7 protein-coding genes are annotated in these 6,379 nt (G+C 72.8%); 5 read left to right on the top strand and 2 right to left on the bottom strand.

Annotated elements, in window-relative coordinates:
• Nucleotides 1–238: 238 nt before the first annotated feature.
• Nucleotides 239–1,069, bottom strand: coding sequence for a maleylpyruvate isomerase family mycothiol-dependent enzyme (locus tag ABZ128_RS29320; protein WP_356852137.1), 831 nt, complete (start codon nt 1,067–1,069; stop codon nt 239–241).
• 158 nt (nt 1,070–1,227) lie between these two features.
• On the opposite strand from ABZ128_RS29320, the gene ABZ128_RS29315 reads away from it, so the two are divergent.
• The 4 genes from ABZ128_RS29315 (at nt 1,228) to ABZ128_RS29300 (ending at nt 3,837) form a co-directional block, all read left to right on the top strand.
• The gene (locus ABZ128_RS29315; RefSeq protein ID WP_356852135.1) at nt 1,228–2,007 is read left to right on the top strand and encodes a carbon-nitrogen family hydrolase; all 780 of its coding nucleotides are present in this window, start codon (nt 1,228–1,230) and stop codon (nt 2,005–2,007) included.
• A gap of 80 nt (nt 2,008–2,087) precedes the next feature.
• On the top strand, nt 2,088–2,414 hold the full coding sequence (locus tag ABZ128_RS29310) for a hypothetical protein (protein ID WP_356852134.1): 327 nt from the start codon (nt 2,088–2,090) through the stop codon (nt 2,412–2,414).
• Nucleotides 2,415–2,474: 60 nt separating this feature from the next.
• Nucleotides 2,475–3,281 carry a hypothetical protein gene (locus ABZ128_RS29305; protein WP_356852132.1) on the top strand — a complete coding sequence of 269 codons (807 nt, stop codon included), beginning with the start codon at nt 2,475–2,477 and terminating at the stop codon, nt 3,279–3,281.
• Between the two features lie 28 nt (nt 3,282–3,309).
• A complete protein-coding gene (locus ABZ128_RS29300; RefSeq protein ID WP_356852130.1) occupies nt 3,310–3,837 on the top strand; it encodes a DUF4240 domain-containing protein in 528 nt (175 codons plus the stop codon).
• A 4-nt stretch (nt 3,838–3,841) separates the two neighbouring features.
• On the opposite strand, the gene ABZ128_RS29295 is transcribed toward ABZ128_RS29300, so the two are convergent.
• Nucleotides 3,842–4,396 carry a Uma2 family endonuclease gene (locus ABZ128_RS29295; RefSeq protein ID WP_356852129.1) on the bottom strand — a complete coding sequence of 185 codons (555 nt, stop codon included), beginning with the start codon at nt 4,394–4,396 and terminating at the stop codon, nt 3,842–3,844.
• Between the two features lie 144 nt (nt 4,397–4,540).
• Here ABZ128_RS29295 and ABZ128_RS29290 point away from each other — a divergent pair, with 144 nt between their 5' ends.
• Entirely contained in the window at nt 4,541–6,376 is a 1,836-nt protein-coding gene (locus ABZ128_RS29290; protein ID WP_356852127.1) for an NHL domain-containing thioredoxin family protein, read from the top strand.
• Nucleotides 6,377–6,379: the final 3 nt, after the last annotated feature.

Genomic DNA, 6,379 nt, shown 5'->3' with positions numbered 1-6,379 from the left:
GCTCTCTTCGTTCGCGTCGCTTCGCGATGGCCTTCGGCCACCCTTGACCGCCCGGCCCGCCCCGGAAAGACAACAGACTGCCGGGAAGCCCCCGAGGAATGGCCGGGGGGTACGCGTTCCGGGACGGGCCCATCAGCGATGCCCGGGCCGTCTCCCGGTGTCACCACGGTCTCAACGTGCCCACCTGTACGGCGCCGAGGTCGAGGACGGACGCCTCCGCCCGGAACTCCTCGGGCCGCTACGGGGTGACCGCGAAGTGTGCCAGGATCGCGTCGGCCAGTCCGGCGTCGCCCTCGACCTTGACCCGGTCGGCCACCGCCTGGTGCCTGACCCGGCCCGCCGCCAGGCGGACGTACGTCTCCCAGTCCATGGCCAGCGTCACCGCCGGACCGAGCGAAGGCGACTTGTCGACCGTGCCGCGGCCCTCCGCGTCCACCCGTACCGTCCGCATGAACTCCAGCGGTCCGTGCACGTCCAGGACCACCGCCGAGTTGGCCGGGGCCCCGGCCTCCTTCGCGACCACCTTCGGCAGCCCGGCGAGCAGGAGGTCCCGCGCCACGTACGCGCCCGGGGAGTCCCAGTTGCCCGGCACGCCCAGCGCCGTCCGCAGGTCCTGTTCGTGGATCCACACGTCGAACGCCCGCAGCCGCAGCGCGAGCTCCAGCGTCACCTGCTCGCCCAGCGGTCCCCGCACCATCGTGGCCGGATCCCGCTTCTCGTTCCGCAGCTGCCGCGAGCGGCGGATGATCGTGTACTCCAGCTCGGAGGTCATCTCGGGCGCGGTGTGGTGGCGCCGGACGTCGACCTGCACCTCCATGTACCGGCTGAACTCGTCGACCACGTGCCGCAGGTCGCGCGCCACGGTGTGGATCGGCCGCGGGTCCCCGAGCATCTCGCACTCGATGCCGATGATGTGTGACACCACATCACGCACGGACCAGCCCGGGCACGGCGTCGCCCGGTTCCACTCACCTTCCGTCAGGGGGAGGACCAGCTCGGATATCGCCTCGACGGAGTGTGTCCACGCGTCGGCATAGGGCTGGAGGCTGGGATGCGGCTGGACGGTCAACGGGACCCCTCGCGGTGCTGTTCAGTGGCGCGTGGCGCGTTTTTTCGGAAGCGTGTGGACTGGTTCCAAAACTACGCTGCCGGTGAGCACCCCGGCAGTGCTTTCGTGTGACGATCGTAGGCCCGAGTCGAGGGCCTGAACGCCAGGACGGTGGTAGTGTGCGCGCCTCTCTGATCCAAATCGCGGTCCACGACGGGGAGTCGGTGGCCGCCCGCCGGTCCCGGGCGGCCGGTCTCGTCCGCGACCAGGCCGGTTCGGACCTCGTCGTCCTGCCCGAACTGTGGACGGTGGGCGCCTTCGCCTACGAACTCTTCGAGACCGAGGCCGAGCCGCTCGACGGACCCACCTTCGAGGCCATGTCCAATGCCGCCCGCGACGCCGGGGTCTGGCTGCACGCGGGCTCGGTCGTGGAGCGCGCGGGCGACGGCTCCCTCTACAACACCGCCCTCGTGCTCTCCCCGGCGGGCGAGCTGGCCGCCAGTTATCGCAAGATCCACCGCTTCGGTTTCGACCAGGGCGAGGCGGTGCTGATGTCCGCCGGGGACACCCTGACCACCGTCGCCCTGCCGGAGCAGACCCTCGGTATCGCCACCTGCTACGACCTGCGCTTCCCCGAGCTGTTCCGCGGCCTCGTCGACGCCGGTGCCACCACCATGGTCGTGGCGGCCGGCTGGCCGGCCCGCCGCCGGTCCCACTGGACCCTGCTGAACCGGGCGCGCGCCGTGGAGGACCAGGCGTACGTCCTGGCCTGCGGGCTGGCCGGCACGCACGCGGGCGTCGAACAGGCCGGCCACAGCCTGGTCGTCGACCCGTGGGGCGAGGTGCTGGCCGAGGCGGGCCCCGGCGAGGACGTCCTCACCGTGGACCTCGACCCGGCGAAGGTCGCGCAGACCCGCGAGCAGTTCCCGGCGCTGAAGGACCGCCGGCTCGGCCGCTGAGCGCACGGTTTGGAAACCGCCGCAGCGGGTACACCGCGGCGGGAAACGGGAACGGGAAGCCGAGCAGGGGGGACGGGGTCGTGTCCGAGCAGACCGAGGAAGCCGAGGCCGCGATCGAGGCGGCCCTGGAGCCGCACGAGCCCACCCCCGGTGAGATCGCGGCCCGGGACCGGGTGCGGGCCGAGGCCACCGGCATGACGCACCACCAGGCGGCGGCCGCGCTGGAGAAGGCCCTGGAGGCCGCCGGCGACTGGTCGCGGGCGGATGCGTCCGTCCGCGCCGCCCTCGCCGAATGGCAGCGCGTCACCGACCTGACCCTCGACCACGGCGGTCCCTACACCCCGGACACCGACGCCTACGTCCAGGGGCAGCTCGCCGCCCGCAGCCGCCACCGCGGCCGCCGCTGAGCAGCCGGCCGCCCGGCCGCCGCCGCGAGCCGCCTGCGGGGCCCGCGATAGGTTTCGGCCATGGCCCTCCTCTACGTGACCGACCTGGCGTACCCGGCGCGCGGCCGCCGCTACGGCGACGAGGACGTCCTCCTCACCGCCCGGCTGCGCGAGTCCTTCGACCTGGCCCTGTGCCATCCGCGGGACGCCGAGGCCCTCATACCCCTGGGCTTCGACGCGGTCGTCGTCCGCAACAGCGGGCCGGTCCTGCACTACCAGGAGGCGTACGACTCCTTCCGCGCGGCGGCGCTCGCCGCCGGGACCCGCGTCTACAACCCCCTCACCGGCCGTGGCGACATGGCGGGCAAGCAGTACCTCCTGGACCTCACCGAAGCCGGCTACCCGGTGATCCCCACCATCGACGACCCGGCCCGGCTCGCCCTCCTGCCCGACGTCCCCTCGTACGCGGTCAAACCCAAGCAGGGCGCCGACTCCATCGGCCTGACCTTCACCCCGCACCCGGCCGGCCCGGCGGGGGAGCACCTCATCCAGCCGCGGATCGACTTCGCGTACGAGGTGTCCTTCTACTTCGTCGACGACGCCTTCCAGTACGCCCTGTACGCCCCGGACCCGGAGCGCCGCTGGGAGCTGCGCCCGTACGAGGCGACGCCGGCGGACCTGGACTTCGCGCGGACCTTCATCGCGTGGAACACCCTCAGCCACGGCATCCAGCGCGTGGACGCCTGCCGGGCGCCGTCCGGGGAGCTCCTCCTGGTCGAGCTGGAGGACCTCAACCCGTACCTCTCCCTGGACCTGGTGCCCCCGCAGACCCGGGACGCCTTCGTCACCGCACTCACCGCATCCCTCCACTCCTTCCTCACCCTCTGATGTCAGAGGGGGGTGCCAGGCTTCCCCCATGGACACGCAGACGTTCTGGAAGCTGATCGAGACCGCCCGCGCGGAGGCCGGACCGGACCATGTGGCCCCGTGCGCCGCGCAGTTGCTGGCGCGCCGCCCGGCGGCCGAGATAGCCGCCGCCCAGCAGGTGCTGTGGGACCTGCTGGCGCAGTCCTACCGCAGTCCCCTCTGGGCGGCGGCGTACGTGATCAACGGAGGCTGTTCGGACGACGGCTTCGACTACTTCCGCGGCTGGCTCCTGACGCAGGGCGAGGCGGTCTTCACCCGGGCGCTGGCCGACCCGGACTCCCTCGCGGAGCACCCCGCGGTCCGCGAGGCCGCGGCGGAGGGTCTGGAACTGTGGGACGAGGCCGCCCTGTCCATCGCCTGGACGGCGTACGAGTCCGCGACGGGCTGCACCCTGCCGGCGGACTCCTTCACGATCAGCTACCCGCCCCTGGACCCGGCCTGGGACTTCGACTTCGACGACACCGCCGAGACCGGAGCCCGCCTCCCCCGCCTGAGCGCTCTCTTCGCCGCTTCCTAGCGTCCTAGAGCCCGCTGGTGTCGAGGTCGATCCCGAAGGGCTCCGGCAGCCGGACCGTCTCCCCGAACGGGTGCGGCCCGTCGACCTCGGTGTAGCCGAGCCGACCGGGCCCGGAGAACAGGGTGACGGTCTTGTCCAGCCGGTCGACGAGCAGGTACAGCGGTGCGCCGTACTCGGCGTACCGCTTGCGCTTGACGACGCGGTCGGTCTCGGCGTCCGACTCCGAGGTCACCTCGACGATCAGGAGGGTCTGGTCGGGCAACAAGGCCCCGCCGCCCTTCGCCGGCTCTTTCGGAGCCACGGCAAGGTCCGGTACGTACCAGTTCGCCGAGCCCGGGAGGTCGAGGTTGCCGGAGCCGGTCACGCAGCCGAGTTCCCTGACCCGCGGCTTGATCTGATCGCGGATCTCCTCGGCGGCGTTCTCGTGATCCCAGCTCGGCGTCACGTGGTTGAGCACCCCCTCGACGATCTCCGTGCGGTCCCCGAACCAGCGCTGGAGGGCGTACTTCATCGCGCGCTCGGGATCGATGCCCTCGCTGTAGTCCGGTGCGGTGGTCATGCCGGACGCCTCCTTCAGCTGCCTGCGCCCAGCGTCGCACGGCTGTGCGGGCCGCGTCCTCACCCCGGAGGGTGGACCTGCCCGGCGGGGGCCGCTTCGCACGGCCGTGACCGGGCGTTCATGCGCGGATGGCAAGCTTGAAGCATGAACGATGTCGCCCCGGCGCCCACCCCCGCGCCCGCGCCCCGCCGTGCCCGTGTCCGTGCCCCCGAGCTGATCGGCAAGGGCGGCTGGCTGAACACCGGAGGCAAAGACCTCACCCTCGCCGACCTGCGGGGGAAGATCACCATCGTCGACTTCTGGACCTTCTGCTGCGTCAACTGCCTCCACGTCCTCGACGAGCTGCGGGAGCTGGAGGAGAAGCACCGCGACACCGTGGTGATCATCGGCGTGCACTCGCCGAAGTTCGTGCACGAGGCCGAGCACGCCGCCGTCGTCGACGCCGTCGAGCGGTACGAGGTGCACCACCCCGTGCTGGACGATCCCGAGCTGGCCACCTGGAAGCAGTACGCCGTGCGCGCCTGGCCGACGCTGGTCGTGATCGACCCCGAGGGCTACATCGTCGCGCAGCACGCCGGTGAGGGGCATGCGCACGCCCTCGCACGCCTGGTGGAGGAGCTGGAGGCCGAGCACGAGGCCAAGGGCACCCTGCGGCGCGGGGACGGGCCCTACGTGGCGCCCGAGCCGGTGGCCGGCGACCTGCGGTTCCCCGGGAAGGCGCTCGTGCTGCCGTCCGGGAACCTGCTCGTGTCGGACACCACGCGGCACCAGCTGGTGGAGCTGGCCGCGGACGGCGAGAGCGTCGTGCGCCGCATCGGCAGCGGTGAGCGCGGCTTCGGGCCCGAGGCCTTCAGCGAGCCGCAGGGGCTCGCGCTGCTGCCCGACGGGCGGGTCGTCGTCGCCGACACCGTCAACCACGCGCTGCGCACCTTCGACCCCGCCACCGGCGCCGTCGAGACCGTCGCCGGGACCGGCCGGCAGTGGTGGCAGGGCTCCCCCACCTCCGGGCCGGCCCTGGAAGTGGACCTGTCCTCGCCCTGGGACGTGGCCTGGTGGCAGGGCAAGGTGTGGATCGCCATGGCCGGCGTGCACCAGTTGTGGACCTGGGACCCGCAGGCGGGCACCGTGGCCGTCTCCGCCGGCACCACCAACGAGGGGCTCCACGACGGGCCCGCTGCGGAGGCCTGGCTCGCGCAGCCGTCCGGGCTGGCCGCGGCCGGGGACCGGCTGTGGTTCGCCGACTCCGAGACCAGCGCCCTGCGGTACGTGGAACCCGAGGGCGAGGGGTACGCCGTACGGACCGCCGTGGGCACCGGCCTCTTCGACTTCGGGCACCGGGACGGCGACGCCGGGCAGGCCCTGCTCCAGCACCCGCTCGGCGTGACCGCGCTGCCCGACGGCTCGGTCGCGGTGTGCGACACGTACAACCACGCCCTGCGCCGCTTCGACCCGGCGACCGGGCAGGTCTCCACGCTGGCCACCGACCTGCGCGAGCCCAGCGACGCCGTCCTGGCCGGCGAGGACATCGTCGTGGTCGAGTCGGCCCGGCACCGGCTGACCCGGCTGCGGCTGCCCGAGGAGGCCGTACGGGTGGACGCGGTCGCCCACCGCACGCAGCGCGCCGCCACCGAGGTCGCCCCGGGCACGCTCCGCCTCGACGTGGTCTTCCAGGCGCCGGGCGGCCAGAAGCTCGACACCCGCTACGGACCGTCGACCCGCCTGCTGGTGTCCTCGACCCCGCCGGAGCTGCTGGCGGCGGGGGAGGGGGCGGGGACGGACCTGTTCCGGGAGCTGGTGCTGAACCCGGACGTCACCGAGGGCGTCCTGCACGTGTCCGCGATGGCGGCCTCCTGCGACGACGACCCGGAGAACGAGTACCCGGCCTGCCACGTGCACCAGCAGGACTGGGGAGTCCCGGTGACCGTCACCGCGGACGGCGCCACCAGGCTCCCGCTCGTCCTCGCCGGGCTCGACGCCTGACCG

This window comes from Streptomyces sp. NPDC006326 (assembly GCF_040612915.1).
In the GTDB taxonomy this organism is placed as follows: Bacteria; Actinomycetota; Actinomycetes; order Streptomycetales; family Streptomycetaceae; genus Streptomyces.
Note: the sequence above shows the minus strand (reverse complement) of the source record. Positions and strands in the feature narration are given on the sequence as shown.